Genomic DNA, 18,298 nt, shown 5'->3' with positions numbered 1-18,298 from the left:
GCGCTCGGCGGCCCGGTTGTTCAGCTGCGTGCACGTCCACGCGGGCTTGAACTCTGATTCACATCCGGCCTGCAGGCTGACGTCACTTTCCCAAGGAGTGCCGCCCATGATGCTGTCCCTGTTGCGCCATACCGGTGCCGTGCTGGCCTTGTTGCTGGCCGTTCCCTTGCTCCATGCCCGCCCTTCTTCGGCGGGCGATACGGTGCTCATCGTGGTCAGCGGCGAGGGCCGTGACCAGGGCAAGACCCGCCCCGGGTTCGAGATGGACGAATTCGCCCAGGCTTACCTGATCTTCCGCGACAACGGCCTGGCCGTGCAGGTGGCCAGCCCACGCGGCGGGCCGGTGGAGGCCGACAAGTTCGATGCCAAGGAGCCCTTCAATGCACGCGTCCTCGCCGATCCGGCCGCGGCCGCGTTGCTGGCCGATACCCGCGCCACCGCCACCCTCCGGGCGGCCGACTATGCGGCCGTCTACGTGGTCGGGGGCAAGGGGGCGATGTTCGATCTGCCCGCCGATGCCGCACTGCGCGGTCTGCTGGGCGCGATGCACGATCGCGGCGCGGTGGTCGCGGCGGTCTGTCACGGCCCGGCTGCGCTGGTGGACGTGCGGCTGGCGGACGGATCGCTGCTGGTGGCCGGGCGGCGCGTGACCGGCTTCACCAATGCAGAGGAGGGCGTGTTCGGCAAGCGCTGGGCGAAGGAATTCCCGTTCCTGCTGGAAACGGCGCTGCGCGAGCGCGGCGCGCGCTGGGAACAGGCGCCGCTGATGATGCCCAGACTGGTGGTGGACGGTCGCCTGATCACCGGGCAGAACCCGTATTCGACACCGGCCGTCGCCGAGGCGATCGTGCGCGCCACCGGTCGCACCCCGGTCACGCGCACGCCCTGGCGCGATGAGGCCAGCATGGCGCTGGTGCAGCGCCTGCTGGCCGGTGAGGGGGAGGCGGTCAAGCACGAGCTGGCCAGCAACCGTACGGGCTATCACGACCAGCTGATCGGCGTGCTCGGCTACTACCAGCTGCAGGCCGCGCAGGACGATGCTGCCGTACGTGACGCGCTGGCGATCATGCAGCTGGCCGCGCCGTACATGAGCGAACCGCAGCTGCCGCTGGGCATCGCCCAGGCGCATTGGCGGCTGGGCGAGGTGGCACAGGCGCGCACGGTGCTCGGCAAACTGCTGGAAACCCACCCGGACATGGCCGAAGCTAAGCAGCTCAAGGACACGATCGAAGGCTGACACCATGGACGACGGCCTGCACATCCTGGTGATCGAGGACAACCCGGCGCTGCGCGCCGGCATGGCCACGCTGCTGGAGGCCCGCGGCCATCGCGTGGCCTTCGCCGCCGATGGCCGCAGCGGCCTGCAGATGGCGCTGGAAGAGCCGCCGGAGGTGCTGGTGCTGGACCTCACCCTCCCGGGCATGGATGGTCTGCGCGTGTGCAGCCATCTGCGTGAACAGGCCGACCGCCACATCCCGATCCTGATGCTGACCGCGCGCGACACGCTGGCCGACAAGCTGGTCGGCTTCCAGGCCGGTGCCGATGACTATCTGGTCAAACCGTTCGCAGGTGAGGAACTGCTGGCGCGATGCCTGGCTCTGGCCCACCGACACGGCCGACGCGGCGGGCACACGCTGCGTATCGGATCGCTCGGCATCGACCGCCGTAGCGGCGCCGTGTGCCGCGGTGAGCAGGCGATCGAGTTGCCGCAGACCGCCTATCGGCTGCTGGTGCTGCTCGCCGAAGCCTGGCCGCGTACGGTGACCCGCAGCGAGTTGATCCGCCGTCTCTGGGGCGATGAGGCGCCGCCGTCGGATCCGCTGCGCTCGCATCTGTACCTGCTGCGCCAGGCGTTGGACAAACCGTTCGAGCGGCCGATGCTCAAGACCGTGCACGATGTCGGCTTCAAGCTGGAGGCCGACGCATGACGGCACGGGTGCATTGCCTGCGCAACCGGTTGATGCTGGCTTTCGCGGTGTTCGCATTGGTGGTGGCCGGCCTGTTCGGCCTGTACGTGGCGGTATTCGTGTACAGCGTGGAGGATCGCTTCTTCGATGCGATGCTTGAGCAGGAAGCGCAGCAGCAGCTGGATCAGCGGGCCACCCGTGGGACGTGGTCGCCGCCGCGCAATGCGTTCATGACGATCCACGACAGCCCTGCCACGTTCCCGTCCGATCTCAAGGCCACCTTCGATGCCGAGCCCTGGCGCCGCGAGATCGCCGGTACGCAGGGGCGGCACTATCACCTGCGGCCGGTGCAGCCGGAAGGAGCCGCCACGCCAGGGTGGCTGGTCGCCGAGGTCAGCCAGCAGCTGGTGGTGCGGCCGATGCGCAGCCAGATCCTGGCGCTGCTGGCCTGGTCCGGACTGGCCGTGGTGGTGGTCGCCATCCTGGCCGGCGCATGGCTGGCTCGACGTACCACGCGGCCCTTGTCGAAGCTGGCAGCGCTGGTCGATGAGATGGTGCCGGACAGGCTGCCGGTGGGGTTCGCCGGGGGCTTCCCCGATGACGAGGTCGGCGTGCTCGCCCGCGGCCTGGACAATCTGAGCGGGCGCGTGCGTGCCTTCATTGCGCGCGAGCATGCCTTCACCCGTGATGCCAGCCATGAGCTGCGCACGCCATTGGCAGTGATCCGCAGCGCTACCGAACAGCTGGCCAGCGAACCGGGCCTGTCCGAGCGTGGGCGGCAGCAGCTTGAGCATGTGCAGCACTCGGCGCGGCAGCTCGAACAGACCGTCATCACCCTGCTCACGCTGGCCCGCGAAGAGAACGTGGAACAGGACGCGACACCACTGGCGGTGCTGCCGGTACTGGAACAGGTGGTGATCGAGCAGGCCGCGCTGCTGGAGGGCAAACCGGTGGAAGTGCGGGTCGACGTGCCGGCCGACGTGCGCCTGCCGGTGCCCGGGCCGGTGCTGCACATGCTGCTGGCCAATCTGGTCGGCAATGCATTCGCGCATACCCGTTCGGGTGAGGTGCACATCGAGGTGGCGAGCGGGCGGCTTCGGATCCGCAACACCGCCTTGGCGGGCGATGCCGAGGCGATCATGCGGCCGTTCACCAAGGGCGAGGGCAGTGCCGGGTTCGGGCTCGGCCTGGCGATCGTGCAGCGATTGTGCGCCCGCTTCGCCATCGACCTGCGCATCGAAGGGAGCGAGCACGCCACGGTGGCCAGTTTCAGCGTGCAGTGAGGCGATCCGGCATGGCGGCCGCGGCGACCGGGTGCCATCCGAGGCGGGCCCGCTTCCGTCCATCGCCAAAGTGCGCGATGCTCTGCCGAACGGGGGAGGGGCGCATGGGCAACAGGGACGAGGGCAGCATTCACGGGGATGTCCCGGCGGAGCAGACGCCGACCGATTGGTCGTTGCTGCCGATCACGCATGGCAACGAAGATTCGATGGTGGCCGTGATCTGGCGCCTGCTGCGGCAGGAGCCGGCGCTGATGGTGAGCGCGGGATATGTGTTCCTCTCCGTGCTGGGGCTGTGGTCGAGCTACTTTTTCTATTTCAAATTCCGGCTGTCGATCCTGGACTACCTGCAGGTCAGTGACTTCCTGGTCGCCGGGCTGCGCGATCCGGCCTACCTGTTGATCCTGTTGCTGGGGGCCCTGCTTGCCGTGGTGCTGGGCTGGCCGGAGACGCTGCGGCGGCGCAATCCTTCCAAGGTGGCGCGCCTGCGCGCGCGGCACTGGGGATGGCGGATGCTGTTCTCGGAGTCGCCGTGGATGAACTGGGAATTCTCCGGGCTGCGCCCGCTGACCGGCATGTGCATTGCGGTGGTCTGCTTCATGGCATTCGGCGCGGCGCTGTATGCCCTCAGCTCGGCCGAGAAGATCCGCGATGGCAGGGGCGGTACGTCGGTGCAGGTCGTGCTCGGGGGTGACGCGGTCGCGCTGCCCGGCACTGCGAAACTGCTGGGTTCCAGCAGTGCGTTCGTGTTCCTGTGGTGGCCGGAACAACGGCGTGCCGAAGCCGTGCCGATCGGCTCGATCCGCCGGCTGCAGTCGATGCCGCTGCCGGTGAAACCGGTAGCACCTGGAACGGTCACGCCATCGAAGCCGTCCACCGTGCCAGTGCCGCGGTAAGCGCTGCGCCTGCGCTCTGCCGCGTGCTGCTCCAGGCAGCACGCGGTAGATGCACGGCGGGCCCTGTGCGCAGGTCAGGCCTTGCCGGCCGCTCGCTTTCGGGCGCCGGTCGTTGTCGTTTTTGTTGCCGTCTTTTTCGCAGGCGTCCGGGCGGCGGTAGTTGATGCGGATTTCCGGGTGGCCTGCTTCGCGACGGTCTTCTTCGCCGCTCTTTTTGTCGTCGTTTTGACCGCGGTTTTCGCTGTCGCTTTTTCAGCGGCCTTCTTCGCCGTCTTCGTTACGGTCCTCTTGGTGGCCTTCCCGGCGGCTGCTTTCGGAGCGGCCTTCTTGGCAGCGGTTTTCTTTACCGCTGCCTTCTTCGTCGGCGAGGTCTTCGCGGTCTTGGCGGCCGTGTTGTTCGCACTGCCGCGCTTCTTCCCGCCATCATCCTGCTTGTTGACCGTGGCCCAGGCGATGCGTGCGGCGGTGGCCTCGCTGCGGCCCCGCGCTTTCTCGCTTTCCTCGATGTGCTCGGCTGTGCGCTTCTGCTTGTCGGTATAGCTGGATTTATCACCGCGTGGCATGGTCGTGCTCCTGTCTGGTGACGAAGGTGGCGCCGCTCAGGCGAGCGCGCGCACCTTCGGTTCGCGGGCCCACTGCCGCGTAGCGGCGGCAGCCAGGAATGCCTTGGCGTCCTCCGCTTCGACCACGCCGGCATCGTTGCCGACCCGGGCAATCTTCAGCAGCGCTTGTGCACCGTCGTCGGCGGCGATCGCCTTGAGGTGGGCCCAGGCATCACTGACGAAATCGATCGCGGCCGATTCCTTGCTCAGTTTCTTGGCGGCATCACTGCTGAGCACCACGGCGACCGCATCGAAGACCACCGACGGCGTGCCGGCCAACTGGCCGTCCGCGGCGAGCGTCTTGCCATCGCTGAGCCTGGCGCCACCGATCTTCGGTGCGACCAGCTTGACGCTCGCCCCGGCCTTGTCGGCCGCCTTGCGCAGGTTGGCGATCAAGGCCGCGTCGGAGCCTTCGTCGAACAGGATGCCGATGCAGCGGCCTTTGAGCAGGTCTTTGGTGCGGCCGATGATGCGCACTTCCGGCGCCTTCGGGAAATCCTGTGCCGGGGTCTGCGTGGCCGCCGGCTCGGGCAGCGCGGGCATCGCCAGGCCATCGGCGACCCGCTTGGCCAGGGATTCATCGATGTTGCGCAGGTGGCTCACCGTACGATCGCGGACCTTGACCGTTTCCACCTTGGACAGCTCGAACACCAGTGCGGAGGCGAGGTGCGCCTGCTCCGGGGCTTCCAGGCTGCGGAAGAACATCCGGGCCTGGCTGTAGTGATCGGCAAAGCTCTCCGCGCGCACGCGGCCCTTGCGGCCGTCATCCGGCGCGGTGGCGTGACTGGGGAAGCCATCGGCGGTCTCACGCGGGCTGTCGCCCTGCAGCGAGCTGGGATCGTAAGCGACCCGGCCCTTCGGGATGTTCATCTGCATGTGGCCGTCGCGCTGGTGGTTGGCGAACGGGCACTTGGGCGCGTTGACCGGGATCTGGTGGAAGTTGGGCCCACCCAGGCGGCTGAGCTGGGTATCCAGATAGGAGAACAGGCGGCCCTGCAGCAGCGGATCGTTGCTGAAGTCGATGCCCGGCGGGACGTTGGCCGGACAATAGGCGACCTGCTCGGTCTCGGCGAAGAAGTTGTCCGGCCAGCGGTCCAGCACCATGCGTCCGATCACGGTCAGCGGCACCAGCGACTCGGGAATGATCTTGGTCGAATCCAGGTGGTCGAACGGGAAGGCCTCGGCCTGTTCCTCGGTGAACAGCTGCACCGCCAGCTCCCACTCGGGGAAATCGCCGGCGGTGATCGCCTCGAACAGGTCGCGGCGGTGGAAGTCGTTGTCCGCGCTCTGCAGCTTGACCGCCTCATCCCACACGGTGGACTGGATACCCAGCTTCGGCCGCCAGTGGAATTTGACGAAGGTCGACTCGCCGGCATCGTTGATCAGCCGGAAGCTGTGGATGCCGAAGCCTTCGATGGTGCGCAGCGAGCGCGGGATCGTGCGGTCGCTCATCGCCCACATGATCATGTGCATCGATTCGGGCATCAGCGACACGAAGTCCCAGAAAGTATCGTGTGCGCTGGCCGCCTGCGGGAAGGCACGGTCCGGCTCCATCTTCACTGCATGGATCAGGTCAGGGAACTTGATCGCGTCCTGGATGAAGAACACCGGGATGTTGTTGCCGACCAGGTCCCAGTTGCCTTCCTTGGTGTAGAACTTCACCGCGAAGCCGCGCACATCGCGCGGGGTATCGACCGAACCGGCGCCGCCGGCCACGGTGGAGAAGCGGGTGAACAGCGGGGTGCGCACGCCCACTTCGCTCAGGATCCGGGCGCGGGTGTACTCACCCAGCGAGCGGGTCAGCTCGAAGTAACCGTGCGCTGCGCTGCCGCGCGCATGCACGATGCGCTCCGGGATGCGCTCATGGTCGAAGTGGGTGATCTTCTCGCGCAGGATGAAGTCTTCCAGCAGGGTCGGCCCGCGCGGGGTGGCCCGCAGCGAGTTCTGGTTGTCACCGATCGGGATGCCCTGGTTGGTGGTCAGCACCGGGTGGCCGTTGCCCGCACGCTGGTGCAGTTCATCCCCCTCGCCGCGGACATCGGTGGCGGGTGCAGGGGCGTTCTTCGTGCTTTTCTTGCTGGCGGCCATGAGGCGACTCCGGGAGCTGGCGGGAAGGGGGATCGCTTCACACTGGCGGCCGGGGCGTTAATCGAGGGTGCGAAAACCGGGCGCTGCTTGCACCCGCGCTTCACATGCGGTGCCCCGGCGCTGGGTGGCGCGCGTGCGGGCAGGTATCCTTGGGCGCGTCTTCCCCTGTTCTCCCCAACCGCATGCGCGTTGAACCCGCCGACATCGAAGCCCTGTTTGATGCGATCCCCGACGTCCTGTTCTTCATGAAGGACTGCGACGGGCGCTACACGCATATCAACCAGACCATGCTGCGCCGGCTGGGCCTGAAGTCGCGCAAGGACGTGATCGGACGCACCGCGGCGGAGATCTATCCGACCGGGCTGGGCGCGGACTACGCCACCCAGGATGAGCAGGTGCTGGCTGGCAAGGTCATCGAAAACCTGATGGAACTGCATCTGTTCGCCAACCGCGAGCCGGGCTGGTGCCTGACCTGCAAGCGGCCGCTGCTGGTGGAGGGGCAGATCCGCGGGCTGATCGGGATCTCGCGCGACCTGGGCCAGAAGGACAGCCTGGGCACCCAGTACGAACAGCTGCGCCTGGCCCTTGCCCATCTGAATGCGCATTACGCCGAGAACGTGCGCATGCAGACCCTGCTGGACATCACCGGGTTCTCGCTGTCCAAGCTGGAGCGCACCTTCCGCAAGGTGTTCCAGATGACCCCGCAACAGGTGTTGACCCGCTTGCGCATCCAGATGGCGGTGCACCTGCTGCATGGCCCGGACAGCATCGCCAGCATCGGCCAGGCCTGCGGCTTCACCGACCAGAGCGCGTTCACCCGCAAGTTCAAGGCCGAGGTCGGGCTGTCGCCGCGGGCCTACCGTGCCCAGATCGGCGAGCGCGCCGCTGCCTGAGGCGGGGTGGGGCTTCCGGCCTATGCCGTCGCGCGGCCGACAGGGTATGGTGTCGCACTTGTTGCCCGCCAATCGATTCCGATGCCCGCATCCCAGACTCCGGCTCCTGCCACTCCGCCCGCCGATACCCGCCTGGGACACGCGCTCAAGCCCCGCCAGCTGATCATGATGGGCCTGGGCAGCGCGATCGGCGCCGGCCTGTTCCTCGGTTCCGGGGTGGGCGTCCAGGCCGCCGGCCCGGCGGTCCTGCTGTCGTATCTGGTCGCCGGCGCGCTGGTGATCATCGTGATGAACGCGCTCGGCGAAATGGCCGCGGCCAAGCCGACCAGCGGCGCGTTCTCGGTGTACGCCGCCGACGCCATGGGCGCCACCGCCGGCGCCACGGTGGGCTGGCTGTGGTGGGTGCAGCTGGTGATCGTGATCGCCGCTGAAGCAGTCGGTGCGGCCGGCCTGCTCGCCACGGTCTGGCCGGCGATTCCGGTGCCGATGGCGGCGCTGGCCTTCATGCTGTTCTTCACCGCCATCAATCTGCTCGGGGTGAAGAACTTCGGCGAGTTCGAATTCTGGTTCGCGATCCTCAAAGTCGCCGCGATCGTCGGCTTCATCCTGATCGGCGTGGCGCTGCTGATGGGCTGGCTGCCGGACGTGGCCTCGCCGGGCCTGCGCAACTTCACCGAGCACGGTGGCTTCATGCCCAAGGGCCTGGCCGGGATCGGCGCGGCGCTGCTGGTGGTGATATTCGCCTTTGGCGGCACCGAGATCGTGGCGGTGGCCGCAGCCGAAACTGAAGATCCTGAGCGCAGCATCGCCCGTGCGATCCGCACCGTGGCCTGGCGCATCCTGGTGTTCTACATCGGCTCGCTGAGCGTGATCATCGCGGTGGTCCCGTGGACCAGCGAGGCACTCAGGTCGCCGTTCGCGGCGGTGCTGGAAGCGGCCAAGATTCCGGGCGCGGCGACGGCGATCACGCTGATCGCGGTGATCGCGCTGCTGTCGGCGTTGAACGCCAATCTCTACGGTGCGTCGCGGATGATGTATTCGCTGGCGCAGCGCCGCGAGGCGCCGGCGGTGCTGGGCTGGACCGATCCGCGCCAGGTGCCGATCATCGCGGTGCTGGCCAGTGTGCTGTTCGGTTTTGCGGCGACGGTGATGGAGCTGGTGTTCCCGGACAAGGTGTTGCCGGTGCTGCTCAACATCGTGGGCTCGACGTGTCTGTTGGTGTGGACGATTTCGTTGCTGTCGCAGTTGATTCTGCGCCATCGTGCGAACCGGGATGGGACGCGGTTGCCGTTCCGGATGGCGGGGTATCCGTATCTGACGGTGATCGGGTTGGGGGTGCTGGCGCTGATCTTCGGTCTGTTGCTATCCGAAGCGCACACGCGGGTGCAGTTCCTGTCGATGGCGGCGCTGACGGTGGTGATTGCGGCGAGCAGTGAGATCGCGCGTCGGGTGCGTGCTACAGCTAACAGCTAACAGCCAACGGCCAACAGCCGCAGGTTCGTGACTCCGCTTGCCTGGGCGGGCACGGGTGGGTTGTCGGGACCCGCCGCAAGTACGTCCCTGTAGGCTCGTGTGTTGCCATCCATGGCAACACACGGTCCCGCCAACCCACCCGTGCCCACCCTTTGACAGGGGGCTGGTGGGCAATGGGAAGTCAAAAGCGAAAGCAGAACGCAGAACGCAGAGCGCAGAACGCAGAACGCTGCCGAGCTGGTGCTGCGCTGCTCGCTTCTCGAATCTGGATACTCGGCGCTCAGCTCAATTCTCAGTGCTCAGTGCCAAGTACTCAGTGCTCGATGCTCGATGCTCGACGCACAGTGCTCGATGTTCAACGCCAACGCCAACGCCAACGCCGATGCAGATGCTGATGCCTGGGTGATTGACTGCAACGTGACGCGACGACGGCATGACCTACTGACGCTCATCTCCGCCGCAGGGCATCTGCGTTTGTTTCTTCATGGGCGGCCGACAGGCTGTCGAGGGCGGGGGTGTGTGGGTTGGCGGGACCATGAGCGCCATGGATGGCGCGACATGAGCCTCCATGGACGGATTCACGGCGTGTCCCGCGAACCCACACACCCCCGCCCAGCCGGCAGAATCCAAAGGCGGCTCTCCTCCACGGCGCGCAGGAGCCGGGAGACGGGGAGTCGGCAGCAGCCCATAACAAAAACGGCCCGCTTGCGCGGGCCGTCTGCTGTTGCGTCAGGGCAGGGAGGCTTAGACCTCCACGCCCTCGTCTTCCTTGTACGCATCGACCGGGATGCAGGCGCACATCACGTTCTTGTCGCCGTAGACGTTGTCCACGCGTGCCACCGGCGGCCAGTACTTCTGCTGGCGCAGGCTGGCCAGCGGGAAGGCCGCCAGCTCGCGCGGGTAGGCGTGGGCCCACTCGCTGGCCGAGACCGCCGTGGCGGTGTGCGGGGCGTGCTTGAGCGGGTTGTCCTCGCGGTCCAGTCGCCCGTCTTCGATCGCGGCGATTTCCTCACGGATCTGGATCATCGCGTTGATGAAGCGATCCAGCTCGTGCAGCGATTCGCTCTCGGTCGGTTCCACCATCAGCGTGCCGGCGACCGGGAAGCTCAGGGTCGGGGCGTGGAAGCCGAAATCGATCAGGCGCTTGGCCACGTCCTCGGCGCCGATGCCGGAGGTCTTCTCCAGCGGTCGCACGTCCAGGATGCACTCGTGCGCCACCAGGCCGTTGCGGCCGGTGTACAGGGTCTTGAAGTGCGGGGCCAGGCGCTTGGCGATGTAGTTGGCGTTGAGCAGGGCCACCTGGGTTGCCTTGCGCAGGCCGGCGGTGCCCATCAGCGTGATGTACATCCAGCTGATCGGCAGGATCGAGGCGCTGCCGAAGCTGGCCGCGCTGACCATGCCGACATCGCCTTCGCCGCCCAGCACCTTCGGCAGGAACGGGGCGAGGTGCGACTTGACCGCACACGGGCCGACGCCCGGGCCACCGCCGCCGTGCGGGATGCAGAAGGTCTTGTGCAGGTTCAGGTGCGAGACGTCCGAGCCCCACTTGCCGGGCTTGGCCACGCCGACCAGGGCGTTCATGTTGGCGCCGTCGGTGTACACCTGGCCGCCGTGCTTGTGCACGATCTCGCAGATATCCACCACCTCTTCCTCGAACACGCCATGCGTGGACGGGTAGGTGATCATCAGCGCGGCCAGGCGGTCGCTGTACTTCTCCGCGTTGACCCGGATGTCCTCCAGGTCGACGTTGCCGTTGGCATCGGTCTTGGTCACCACGACCTTCATGCCGCACATCTGCGCCGAGGCCGGGTTGGTGCCGTGCGCCGAATCCGGGATCAGGCAGACGTCGCGATGGCCCTCGCCGCGCGAGCGGTGGTAGGCGCGGATCGCCAGCAGGCCGGCGTACTCGCCCTGAGCGCCGGAGTTCGGCTGCAGGCTCACCGCGTCGTAACCGGTGCACTCGACCAGCATCGCTTCCAGGCCGTCGATCAGTTCCTTGTAGCCGGTAGCCTGGTCGGCCGGGGCCAGCGGATGGATGTTGGCGAACTCCGGCCAGGTCACCGGGATCATCTCGGCGGTGGCGTTGAGCTTCATGGTGCAGCTGCCCAGCGGGATCATGGTGCGATCCATCGCCAGGTCCTTGTCCGCCAGCGAACGCAGGTAACGCAGCAGTTCGTGTTCGCTGTGGTGGGTGTTGAACACCGGGTGGGTCAGGAAGGCGCTGGTGCGCACCAGATCGGCCGGCAACGCATCGGCGGTGGCCGCATCGAGCGCGTCCACGTCGACGGTCGCACCGAACAGCTGGCCCAGCGCGATGATGTCGGCGCGGGTGGCGGTTTCATCCAGGCTGATGCCGACCGCATCGCTGTCGATCGCACGCAGGTTGATGCGCGCCGCCGCAGCCTTGTCGTGGATCGCCTTGGCGTCGATGTCCTTGACGTGCAGGGTGTCGAAGAAGTGCTCGCCCACGTTGACGCCGGCGCCGCGCAGCGCGGCGGCCAGGATGCTGGCCAGACGGTGGGTGCGGCGGGCGATGCGGGTCAGGCCTTCCGGGCCGTGGTACACGGCGTACATCGAGGCCATGACCGCCAGCAGCACCTGGGCGGTACAGATGTTGGAGGTCGCCTTCTCGCGGCGGATGTGCTGCTCGCGGGTCTGCAGGGTCAGGCGGTACGCGGCGTTGCCCTGCGCATCGACCGAGACACCGATCAGGCGGCCCGGCATCGAGCGCTTGTAGGCGTCGCGGCAGGCCATGAAAGCGGCATGCGGGCCGCCGAAGCCGAACGGCACGCCGAAGCGCTGCGAGTTGCCGACCACGATGTCCGCGCCCCATTCGCCGGGGGCGGCGATCAGGGTCAGCGCCAGCAGGTCGGTGGCCACGGCGACCAGGCCACCGCGCGCGTGCACGGCATCGGCCAGCGCCTTGTAATCGCCGATATGGCCGAAGGTATCCGGGTACTGCAGCAGCACGCCGTAGGCTTCGGCTTCCATCGCCTCGGCCGGGGTGCCCACGCGCAGCACGATGCCCATCGGCTCGGCGCGGGTGCGCAGCAGTTCCAGCGTCTGCGGGTGCACGGCGTCGTGCACGAAGAAGGTATCGGACTTCGACTTGGCCGAGCGCTTGGCCAGCGTCATCGCTTCGGCGGCGGCGGTGGCTTCATCCAGCAGCGAAGCGTTGGCGATCTCCATGCCAGTCAGGTCCGCGCACAGGGTCTGGAAGTTGATCAGCGCTTCCATGCGGCCCTGTGAAATCTCGGCCTGGTACGGGGTGTAGGCGGTGTACCACGCCGGGTTTTCCAGCACGTTGCGCAGGATGACGTTCGGGGTGAGCGTGCCGTAGTAGCCCTGGCCGATGAAGGTGCGGAACACCTGGTTCTTGTCGGCGATGGCGCGGATCTTGGCCAGCGCCTGCACTTCGGTGAGGGACTCGGGCAGATCCAGCGGTGCCGGCGACTTGATGCCGGCCGGGACGATCGCATCGGTCAGCGCGTCCAGCGAGGCGTGGCCGACCACGTCGAGCATCTGCGCGATTTCGGCGTCGTTGGGGCCGATATGGCGTTCGACGAACGCGTGGCTGTGTTCAAGCTCGCGCAGGGAGGGGGTGTTCTGGGACATGGCTGGCATCTCGGAGAGTGGGCACGCACGTTCGGAAGGCGGCCGGGCCAGGGCGCGTCGCGGGCGACAGCGATCCACCGGACCTTGCGGTCTTCCTGGGTGCCCCTCTGTCCTTTTGCCTGAGAGTTTAAAAGCGCGCATCGGCGTGCTTCGTGCCCCTTCGGCGCCGGCATTCGCCGGTCTCTCCAGAGTTTTGGTACGGGTGGTATCGGGCCTGAGCGATTACGGGCGTTGCGCCTTCGGCAGCGGGTGTCCGCTTCTCCCACCATGTAGCGCGGCGATTATAGCCCAGCCGTTTCGGGCACTGGGCCTTTCCGGCACATGAATACGCAGCCGCGCAGGACCCCGGAAACCCGGCCCGGGCATGGTGCCGGGGGCGGCAAAGGCCTATGATCACTGGATCCTCGTATTCATCTGGCGCCGCCCGTTCCGGGCCAGGCGCCCGCCGTGCAGTGCGCATGGCCGCTGACGGAAGCCCGCATGACGCCCGCCTCACCCTCGACCCGCCGCTTGGCCCTGCTGCTCGCAGGCCTGGCGATGTTCGGTCCGTTCTCGATCGACACTATCTTTCCCGCCTTCCTGCTGCTGGGCGACCGCATGCAGGTGGACCAGGTCGCGGTGCAGCAGACCATCAGCGTGTACCTGCTGTTCTATGGGCTGATGAGCCTGGCCCACGGCCCGCTCTCGGATGCGTTCGGCCGCAAGCGGGTGATCATCGGTGGGCTGGTGCTGTTCATCGGCGCCTCGATCGGCTGTGCGCTGTCGCGGGACATGACCACGTTGCTGGTGTTCCGCGCGCTGCAGGGCGTGACGGCCGGTGTGGGTGTGATCGTCGGCCGCGCCGTGATCCGCGATCTGTACCACGGTGCCGACGCGCAGCGCTTGATGAGCCAGGTCTCGATGATCTTCGGCGTCGCCCCGGCGATCGCCCCGATCATCGGTGGCTGGATCCTGCTCGGCGGCGGCGACTGGCCGTTGATCTTCTGGTTCCTGGTGCTGTTCGGCGTGGTGTTGCTGCTGGCCACCGGCAAGTGGCTGCCCGAAACCCATCCGGTCGAGGCGCGCACGCCACTGTCGATGCGGGAACTGCTGCGCAGCTATGCGCGGATGGGTTCCAATGCGCGCCTGCTGCGTCTTGCTGCAGCCGGTGCGTTCAATTTCTCCGGCATCTTCCTGTATATCGCCTCGGCGCCGGTGTTCGTGATGCAGCACCTGAAGCTCGGCGAAGGCGGATTTGCCTGGTTGTTCATTCCCACCATCGGCGGCATGACCGTGGGCTCGTTCCTGTCCGGGCGCATGGCCGGGCGGATCGTGCCGCAGCGACAGATCGCGATCGGGTTTGCGTTGTGCGCGGTCTCGGCGCTGTTGAACTTCGGCTACGTGACATCGGTACCGCAGATCGCGCTGCCGTGGGCGGTGATGCCGATCTTCCTGGGCGGCGTCGGCATGGCCTTGATCTTCCCGATCCTGGCGCTGGCCGTGCTGGACATGTACCCGCATCAGCGCGGCCTGGCCTCCTCGATGCAGATGTTCATCCAGCTGATGATCAACACGGTGGTGGCCGGCGTGGTCTCGCCGATGCTCAGCAGCAGCCCGATGCACCTGGCCTTGGGCTACGCGGGCTTCTTCGCCATCGGTGCCGTCTTCTGGTACTGGGAGCGGCGCTGCGAACGCCGCCGCGACCTGCTCACGCCCATCGAGTGAGCCGCATGCATGCCACGCCTGCACACAACGCAGGCGTGGCGGCATTGCCATTGCGCGACTGCGGCGTATCCTGTGCCTTCGCCAGCCAGTTCGTGCTCCACGACAGCCAATACGCTCCCCTGCGGACGCCGCGTCCGCCGCAACTCAGGGTGATTGCATGGCTGCCCATCAGACCTACCGCCTGTTCGATGTCGCGCTCAAGCAGCGCACCGTTCTCTCTCCGTCGCTTACCCGCATGGTCTTCGCTGCGCCCGATGTGGCCAACATGAAGACCGACGGGCCGGATCAGCGTATCAAGGTGTTCTTCCCGCTACCCGGCCAGCCAGCCCCCGAGGTGCCGCAGGGCGAGGACTGGTACGCGCGTTATCGCGCGCTGCCCGACACCGAGCGTGCGCCGATGCGCACCTACACCATCCGTGCGCTGCGCCCTGAAGTGGGCGAAGTTGATGTCGATTTCGTGCTGCACGGCGAGACCGGCCCCGCCTCGCGTTGGGCCATGCAGGCACGTGTCGGCGATCGGGTCGGACTGCTGGCGCCCGATGCGCGGGTCGAGGCCAGCAGCGAGGGCTACGAGTGGAAGCCGCCGGCGCAGGTGAAGCGCGTGCTGTTGGTGGCCGATGACACTGCGCTGCCAGCCGTGGCCGGCATTCTGGAAGACTTGGCGCAGTGGCCGCAGCCGCCGGACGTGCAGGCCTTCCTGGAGGTGGAGCACGAGGCGGATGTAATGCCGCTGCAGGCACCGCCCGGTGCGCAGCTGTTCTGGCTGGCCCGCGAGGGCGCCGCGCATGGTCAGCGGCTGCAGGACGCGGTACGGGCCCGGGTCGGTCCCTCCGGTACGCGCCATGGTGAGCAGGAACTGGCCGAGATCGACATCGATCAGGACATCCTGTGGGAGCAGGCCGGTGCGCCGGGCGGCGGGCTGTATGCCTGGGTCGCCGGCGAGGCCGGCGCGGTGATGGCGGTCCGCCGGCACCTGGTCAAAACCTGTGGTATCGACCGCCAGGCCATCACCTTCATGGGCTATTGGCGGCACGGCAAGGTCCTGGATTGAGAGGGCCGCCCGTGCTGCGATACGGGCTCGCCAGGGTCCGTGCGGTATCCTTGGCGCTTTGCCGCAGTCCGGATTTCCCCATGTCGACCACCTCCAAACTGCGCCGCGACATCCGCCGGCGCCGCGAAACCCAGGCCGCCAACCGCGAGCAGGCCGCCACCCCGCCGGTCGAGCCGCATGCCGAACTGCGCGACCAGCAACGCACGCTGCTGGCCGGTGTGGTGCGCCGCGAGGGTGAGTGGGTGCTGGGCATGGACGGACGCATCGCGGGGCAGACCACCAGCGCGGCACGCGTGCTGGCCTTGATCATGCAGGCCGCCGAACTGCACGAGCGGCAGGGCACGCCGGTCCGGTTGGTGTACTCGGATGCGTTGAAGGATGCCGCGCACGCCGAGGCCAAGGCCGACGGCATGGACTTCGAGCAGTTCAAGACCGAGCTGGCGGCCGCCCTGAAACCCACGTCGTAGCGCCACGCCCTGCGTGGAAGCGCATGAAAAAACCGGCCTTTCGGCCGGTTTTTTCGTTGCGGGCTGCGGCCGGGCCGAGCCCGGCCCAACCCACGGGTTACGGTGCCGCGGGCGCCGTCGGTGTGGCCGGGGCCGCAGCGGTGGCCGCCGGCACCTGCCAACCACACATCTGGCCCTGGTTCTGCTGCTTGAGCCATTCGTTGACCGGGGTGAAGTACTCGATCATCGGGCCGGCATCGAGTTTGTCGCCGCCGGTGATTTCCTTCAGCGTGGCCTGCCACGGCTGGCTGGCGCCCTTGCTCAGCATGGCCCAGAACTTCTGGCCGGCTTCCTTGTTGCCGTAGAAGCTGCACTGATGCAGCGGACCCTTGTAACCGGAGGCATCGCACAGGCCCTTGTAGAACTGGAACTGCAGGATGCGCGCCAGGAAGTAGCGGGTGTACGGGGTGTTGCCCGGCACGTGGTACTTGGCGCCCGCATCGAAGAATTCCTCACCGCGCGCGCTGGCCGGGGCCACGCCCTGGTACTTGGCCTTCAGGTCCCACCACGCCTGGTTGTAATGGTCCGGGGTGATCGAGCCATCGAACACGCCCCAGCGCCAGCGGTCGATCATCAGGCCGAACGGCAGGAACGACACGCCGCTCAGGGCCATGCGCATCTGCGCGTTGATGGTCGCCTCGCGGCTTTCCTGCGGGGCGTCGACCAGGCCGATCGAGTTGAGGTACTGCGGCGTCATCGCCAGCACGATGGTGTCGCCGATCGCTTCATGGAAGCCGTCGTTGGCACCGCCCTGGAACAACGGCGGCAGCGGGTTGTAGGCCAGGTCGTAATAGATATGACCCAGCTCGTGGTAGATCGTGGTGAAATTCTCTTCGTTCGGCTTGATGCACATCTTGGTGCGCACGTCGCCTTCCATGTTCATGTCCCACGCGCTGGCGTGGCAGACCACGTCACGGTCCAGCGGCTTGATGAACTGGGTCTTGTCCCAGTACGACTTCGGCAGTGCCGGCATGCCGAGCGAGACATAGAAGTCCTGCGCGCGCTCGGTCATCTGCTTGGCGGTACGCAGTTCGGCCTCACGCTGCGCCTTGTACAGCGCTTCCACGTTCGCGCCGCTGCCGGCCTTGGCCAGTGCGCCACTGAGGTTGGTCTGGTACTGCTTTTCCAGTGCGGCGGTGATGTCCAGGTTGCCGGCACCGGGATACGGTTCCAGCTGGTCCCACAGGTTGGACCAGTCCTGCTGCCACATGTTGCCGGTCAGGTGCGCGGCGATCAGGCCGCCGTTGACCTCGGCCTTGTCCTTGCCGTACGTGGCATCGAGCTTGGTACGGGCATAGCAGTGCAGCTGCTCGTACATCGGCTTGACCTGGTCCCACAGCCGGTCGGTTTCCGGGCCGATCTGGTCGGCCGGCATGTCGTAGCCGCTGCGCCACATCTGCCCGGCGTCGGCGAAGCCCATTTCTTTGGCACCTTCATTGACCAGGCTGACGAAACGCTCGTAATCAGCGCGCATCGGCTTGGTGGTTCCATGCCAGCCCTGCCAGGCGTCCAGCTGCGCGTCGTAGTCGCGGCTGCGGGCGAGGACCTGTTCCAGATCGCCGAGCTGGCGGCAGGTCTGGGGGTTGGCTTCATCGGTGCAGTATTTGCCGGAGCCATAAGCGCCTTCCATGCGGCTGGCGATGCGGGTCAGCTCGGAGAGCTTGGCCGGGTCGCGCGGGGCGGGCATGGAGGTCATCAGCTTGAGCAGGTGGATCTGGCGCTTGGTGTCTTCGCTCATCGGCTGGCCGTCGTACTGGCCGGCCTGGGCGATCCAGCCGTTGAGCACGGTGAGCCAGCGTTCGTTGGCCTTGGCCGCGACGCGCTCGGAATCGTCATTGATGTAGGTCGAAGACAGCCACTGGGCCGAGGTCATTTCCGGGTACATGGCTTTGTACTCGGCGTTGACGCGGGCGATGAACTGGTCCGCGGTTTCCTTGGACTGGGTGGTGCCCGTGGCCGGTGCATCGGCGGGGGACGGTTCCTTGTGGCAGGCCGCCAGCGTCAGTGCGGCAGCACTGACAGCCAGGGCCAGCAGGAGCGGGCGGTGGTTCACGGGCACATCCTTGGGTGGTGACAGACCGGCGAAGGCTAGTGAAGCGCCGGGCGCACCGCAAGGGGCAGGGCAGCAGGGTTCGGGTGGGATCGTAGCGCCAACGTCAACGGCGTGGCGTCATTGCATCGTGGTTTGGGTCGGTGCGGGCGGGTTGTCGGGACCCGCCGTGAACCCGTCCATGGGGGACCGTTATGCGCCGTCCATGGCGCATAACGGTCCCGCCACGGTCT

13 protein-coding genes and 1 riboswitch are annotated in these 18,298 nt (G+C 67.1%); of the genes, 9 read left to right on the top strand and 4 right to left on the bottom strand.

Features of this window, described 5'->3' with window-relative positions; genetic code table 11:
• The first annotated feature begins 106 nt into the window (after window positions 1-106).
• From AC1DIQ_RS03155 to AC1DIQ_RS03140, 4 genes are all read left to right on the top strand, one after another.
• On the top strand, window positions 107-1,237 hold the full coding sequence (locus AC1DIQ_RS03155) for a type 1 glutamine amidotransferase domain-containing protein (RefSeq protein ID WP_121038842.1): 1,131 nt from the start codon (window positions 107-109) through the stop codon (window positions 1,235-1,237).
• 4 nt (window positions 1,238-1,241) lie between these two features.
• On the top strand, window positions 1,242-1,928 hold the full coding sequence (locus AC1DIQ_RS03150) for a response regulator transcription factor (protein WP_478049423.1): 687 nt from the start codon (window positions 1,242-1,244) through the stop codon (window positions 1,926-1,928).
• Window positions 1,925-3,190 carry a sensor histidine kinase gene (locus tag AC1DIQ_RS03145; RefSeq protein ID WP_478049422.1) on the top strand — a complete coding sequence of 422 codons (1,266 nt, stop codon included), beginning with the start codon at window positions 1,925-1,927 and terminating at the stop codon, window positions 3,188-3,190. The genes AC1DIQ_RS03150 and AC1DIQ_RS03145 overlap by 4 nt, the downstream gene beginning before the upstream one ends.
• A gap of 104 nt (window positions 3,191-3,294) precedes the next feature.
• Window positions 3,295-4,083, top strand: coding sequence for a hypothetical protein (locus tag AC1DIQ_RS03140; protein ID WP_478049421.1), 789 nt, complete (start codon window positions 3,295-3,297; stop codon window positions 4,081-4,083).
• 74 nt (window positions 4,084-4,157) lie between these two features.
• Here the strand turns inward: AC1DIQ_RS03140 and AC1DIQ_RS03135 are convergent, their stop codons facing one another.
• Both AC1DIQ_RS03135 and AC1DIQ_RS03130 read right to left on the bottom strand, forming a co-directional pair.
• Window positions 4,158-4,646: a HupB gene (locus AC1DIQ_RS03135; protein ID WP_478049420.1), complete on the bottom strand. Its 489-nt coding sequence runs from the start codon at window positions 4,644-4,646 to the stop codon at window positions 4,158-4,160.
• Window positions 4,647-4,682: 36 nt separating this feature from the next.
• The gene (locus AC1DIQ_RS03130) at window positions 4,683-6,773 is read right to left on the bottom strand and encodes a catalase (protein ID WP_478049419.1); all 2,091 of its coding nucleotides are present in this window, start codon (window positions 6,771-6,773) and stop codon (window positions 4,683-4,685) included.
• Between the two features lie 182 nt (window positions 6,774-6,955).
• Between AC1DIQ_RS03130 and AC1DIQ_RS03125 the strand changes: the two genes are divergently transcribed.
• Together AC1DIQ_RS03125 and AC1DIQ_RS03120 are read left to right on the top strand one after the other, a co-directional pair.
• A complete protein-coding gene (locus AC1DIQ_RS03125) occupies window positions 6,956-7,666 on the top strand; it encodes an AraC family transcriptional regulator (protein WP_121038827.1) in 711 nt (236 codons plus the stop codon).
• Between the two features lie 81 nt (window positions 7,667-7,747).
• Complete coding sequence (locus AC1DIQ_RS03120) at window positions 7,748-9,139, top strand: amino acid permease (protein WP_121038824.1); 1,392 nt, start codon at window positions 7,748-7,750, stop codon at window positions 9,137-9,139.
• Between the two features lie 744 nt (window positions 9,140-9,883).
• Here the strand turns inward: AC1DIQ_RS03120 and gcvP are convergent.
• Window positions 9,884-12,763: an aminomethyl-transferring glycine dehydrogenase gene (gene gcvP / locus AC1DIQ_RS03115; RefSeq protein ID WP_478049418.1), complete on the bottom strand. Its 2,880-nt coding sequence runs from the start codon at window positions 12,761-12,763 to the stop codon at window positions 9,884-9,886.
• Window positions 12,764-12,851: 88 nt separating this feature from the next.
• Window positions 12,852-12,953: riboswitch (glycine riboswitch) on the bottom strand.
• A 281-nt stretch (window positions 12,954-13,234) separates the two neighbouring features.
• Between gcvP and AC1DIQ_RS03110 the strand changes: the two genes are divergently transcribed.
• The 3 genes from AC1DIQ_RS03110 (at window position 13,235) to AC1DIQ_RS03100 (ending at window position 15,976) form a co-directional block, all read left to right on the top strand.
• The gene (locus tag AC1DIQ_RS03110; RefSeq protein WP_478049417.1) at window positions 13,235-14,458 is read left to right on the top strand and encodes a multidrug effflux MFS transporter; all 1,224 of its coding nucleotides are present in this window, start codon (window positions 13,235-13,237) and stop codon (window positions 14,456-14,458) included.
• A gap of 157 nt (window positions 14,459-14,615) precedes the next feature.
• Window positions 14,616-15,509 (top strand): siderophore-interacting protein, encoded by an 894-nt coding sequence (locus AC1DIQ_RS03105; RefSeq protein WP_478049416.1) that lies wholly within the window; start codon window positions 14,616-14,618, stop codon window positions 15,507-15,509.
• 80 nt (window positions 15,510-15,589) lie between these two features.
• Entirely contained in the window at window positions 15,590-15,976 is a 387-nt protein-coding gene (locus tag AC1DIQ_RS03100; RefSeq protein ID WP_121038811.1) for a hypothetical protein, read from the top strand.
• A gap of 97 nt (window positions 15,977-16,073) precedes the next feature.
• Here the strand turns inward: AC1DIQ_RS03100 and AC1DIQ_RS03095 are convergent, their stop codons facing one another.
• Window positions 16,074-18,068 (bottom strand): M2 family metallopeptidase, encoded by a 1,995-nt coding sequence (locus AC1DIQ_RS03095; protein ID WP_478049415.1) that lies wholly within the window; start codon window positions 18,066-18,068, stop codon window positions 16,074-16,076.
• Window positions 18,069-18,298: the final 230 nt, after the last annotated feature.

This window comes from Stenotrophomonas sp. 05L413 (genome assembly GCF_056397945.1).
This window is presented reverse-complemented; position numbering and strand designations above follow the sequence as displayed.

Excerpts from the sequence above, each read along its gene's own strand:
- AC1DIQ_RS03105 (WP_478049416.1), top strand. The coding sequence starts at position 14,616 with ATGGCTGCCCATCAGACCTACCGCCTGTTCGATGTCGCGCTCAAGCAG.
- gcvP (WP_478049418.1), bottom strand. The coding sequence starts at position 12,763 with ATGCCAGCCATGTCCCAGAACACCCCCTCCCTGCGCGAGCTTGAACAC.
- AC1DIQ_RS03130 (WP_478049419.1), bottom strand. The coding sequence starts at position 6,773 with ATGGCCGCCAGCAAGAAAAGCACGAAGAACGCCCCTGCACCCGCCACC.
- AC1DIQ_RS03155 (WP_121038842.1), top strand. The coding sequence starts at position 107 with ATGATGCTGTCCCTGTTGCGCCATACCGGTGCCGTGCTGGCCTTGTTG.
- AC1DIQ_RS03120 (WP_121038824.1), top strand. The coding sequence starts at position 7,748 with ATGCCCGCATCCCAGACTCCGGCTCCTGCCACTCCGCCCGCCGATACC.
- AC1DIQ_RS03150 (WP_478049423.1), top strand. The coding sequence starts at position 1,242 with ATGGACGACGGCCTGCACATCCTGGTGATCGAGGACAACCCGGCGCTG.
- AC1DIQ_RS03110 (WP_478049417.1), top strand. The coding sequence starts at position 13,235 with ATGACGCCCGCCTCACCCTCGACCCGCCGCTTGGCCCTGCTGCTCGCA.
- AC1DIQ_RS03125 (WP_121038827.1), top strand. The coding sequence starts at position 6,956 with ATGCGCGTTGAACCCGCCGACATCGAAGCCCTGTTTGATGCGATCCCC.
- AC1DIQ_RS03145 (WP_478049422.1), top strand. The coding sequence starts at position 1,925 with ATGACGGCACGGGTGCATTGCCTGCGCAACCGGTTGATGCTGGCTTTC.
- AC1DIQ_RS03140 (WP_478049421.1), top strand. The coding sequence starts at position 3,295 with ATGGGCAACAGGGACGAGGGCAGCATTCACGGGGATGTCCCGGCGGAG.
- AC1DIQ_RS03135 (WP_478049420.1), bottom strand. The coding sequence starts at position 4,646 with ATGCCACGCGGTGATAAATCCAGCTATACCGACAAGCAGAAGCGCACA.
- AC1DIQ_RS03100 (WP_121038811.1), top strand. The coding sequence starts at position 15,590 with ATGTCGACCACCTCCAAACTGCGCCGCGACATCCGCCGGCGCCGCGAA.